Raw genomic sequence first — 2,440 nt, forward strand, 5'->3', positions numbered from 1 at the left:
GATAGGGCGCCCGCGGAACAATCTGGACTGCAGGAAGAACGCCCGTGGAAACAAGCTTGCGTATCATATGGCTTGAGACAGCCAACGCTTTGGCGGCCTCGGCTTGCGTGAGCCATTCGCCATTTTTGTCAGCTGAACGGTAGGCATCGATGCCACGCACGTAACGAACAGAACGGACCCGATGGGCTGTCCAGGTCTTTCCCTGGCCGGTGGGAAAGCCCATTCGGTTGAGCGTGGCGGCGATGTGCTCGTCAGACCAGCGGCCGGCCATGCTGCGCATGACTTCCAGTGCATCTTCGGCTGTCGTGCTGCCGTGTTCGCCGGAGCGCGGCTTGCGAACACGCAGCTCCGAGTGCTGGCCACCCCGCCAATGAATGGTGAGCACGACATCACGTATGGCATCGTCGACATCGACGATGATGTCGGCGATCAGCGTTCGAAGAAGCTGCTGGCGGGCGCGCATCGTCACATCAGGAGCATTCCAGGCCGCTGACAGGTTTTCCGCCAGGTTGGCGAAAGCACCTGGATCAACCTCGATGGTCGTCGGGTTTTCGGCGGGCTGGCGCGTCTCCAGATCATGCACGCGGCGCAACGCGATTTCCCAGTTTTTCTCCAACTGTGCGGCGATCAGACGATTGTCAGGATCACATGCCGCGTAGCGCCGCTCGGCAAGGCCGGCCTCGTAGCGGGCCTGCTGGAGCTCCAGATCAAGGATCTGGCGCTGATCATCTTGCTGTTTCCGGTGCATCTGTTCCGCCTCGATCGCGGCTTCGATCGCCAAGGGTTCTACCGCTCGCAACAGCTCTCGTGCAACCGCGGTGTCGATCTTCGGAGCACCGAAGATCATACAACGAGGCAGCCCAGCCAGATTGCCCTTGTCGCAGCGGTAGACCGGCTGGCTTATCGGGCCGCCCCTATAGCAAACACTCAGACGTTGGCCGCAACGGGCGCACGTCAGGAGGCTCGATAAGAGCGCCTTGCCCCCACGGCCTGACTTTACGCCATCCGAGCGACCGTAGGCATTGAGCGCCAACTGCCTTTGGTTGCGTTCATATTCCTCCCAGCCGATGTACCCTTCGTGATGATCCTTGATCATCACTTCCCAGGTGCCCGCAGGCTTGTAATGTCCGTAGGTTCGCCGCGCTCGCCCCTCAACGATTGAAGTTCGCTTCTCGCTTTTGCCGTAGACATAAGCCCCCGCATAGAATGGATTTTTTAGCACACTGATCACATTGCGGTAGCGGACAGGCTGCCAGACGCAGTTCGTCATGCGGCCTTCATCTGCGGGCCGGGGGAAGTGGATTTGCTCGGCCTTCATCGACAACAGCACTTGGCGGGCACTGGCAAGTTGGCGAAAGCGGGCGAAGATAAGCCGGATCACCTCTTGCAGACGGATGTCGGGGTCGAGCCCCAGTCCTGCTTCGCGATGCCATATATAGCCGAACGGAACCGACAGGCGCAGCTCACCCCGATGCGCCTTCGACCTGGCGGCTTCGTACATTCTTGCCCGCAACACACCCAGCTCGAACTCGCTGATGCTGCCTTTCATACCCAAGAGCAGGCGATCATTCGGATGGCAGGCGTTGTACACACCGTCATGATCGATGACGCGGGCTTCGACAAGTCCGCACAGTTCAAGCAAATGATGCCAATCGCGTCCGTTGCGCGCGAGCCTCGACGCGTCGAAGCACAGGACGGCCCCGACCTTACCCGCGCAAAGCCAAGCGACCAGACGGTCGAAGCCGGGCCGCGCCACCGTTCCGCTCGCGGATCGCCCGAGATCGTCGTCGATGACCTCGATGTCGGCAAAGCCGTACTTGCGCGCGATGTCGACCAGATCATACTGCCGTCGCTGGCTTTCCAGATTGGTCATGACTTGGGACTGCGACGACTGGCGCACATAGACGACCGCCTTACGCTGGAGCACGGTCGCCGGGAGCAGATCAGCGCTTGTCATCGGCAAGCTCCTCGACTCGGATGCCGGCGGCTTGCATCAGGACTTGGGCAAGCGTCAAAACGACCTTCGCCCGGTCCGCTTCGTTCATCCCGTCCACCCGGCGAGGTTCGAATATCAGGCTCATCTGTCTGCCCGAGGTCAGCGCGGGCGCGTCGTGCTGTTTCATCGACTTTCTCCCAAGCGATTCCATTATCGCGTTGGGAGTTTGGGGGAGCAGCGGCTACCGTGACCAGCCTCTTCAGATCGGACAATGCCAAGAGATCGACCTGTGGCGCGCCCAGCGTCATCCCGGCGCAAACCACCGGATCAAGCATCCAAGCAGCCATCGAAACTACGGGACCCGATGGACCCTGCACCTTAAAAAATTGGCCCGTCGCTCGATGCTCTACCCGCCGCACACTGACCTTGTGGCCAAAATAGGGATGCCAACGGTAATGAACCACCAATTCCTGACCGACATGGGCAGAATGAACGGGCAATGGC

2 protein-coding genes are annotated in these 2,440 nt (G+C 60.4%); both read right to left on the minus strand.

What is annotated here, in order from left to right:
- On the minus strand, positions 1 to 1,957 hold a 1,957-nt coding region (locus ATB98_RS00095), incomplete at its 3' end, for a recombinase family protein (protein WP_066867494.1).
- Positions 1,944 to 2,123 carry a hypothetical protein gene (locus tag ATB98_RS00100; protein ID WP_041678995.1) on the minus strand — a complete coding sequence of 60 codons (180 nt, stop codon included), beginning with the start codon at positions 2,121 to 2,123 and terminating at the stop codon, positions 1,944 to 1,946. The genes ATB98_RS00100 and ATB98_RS00095, both read right to left, overlap by 14 nt.
- Between the last annotated feature and the right edge of the window lie 317 nt (positions 2,124 to 2,440).

This window comes from Sinorhizobium saheli, from assembly GCF_001651875.1.
Classification (GTDB): domain Bacteria; phylum Pseudomonadota; class Alphaproteobacteria; order Rhizobiales; family Rhizobiaceae; genus Sinorhizobium; species Sinorhizobium saheli.

Excerpts from the sequence above, each read along its gene's own strand:
- ATB98_RS00100 (WP_041678995.1), bottom strand. The coding sequence starts at position 2,123 with ATGAAACAGCACGACGCGCCCGCGCTGACCTCGGGCAGACAGATGAGC.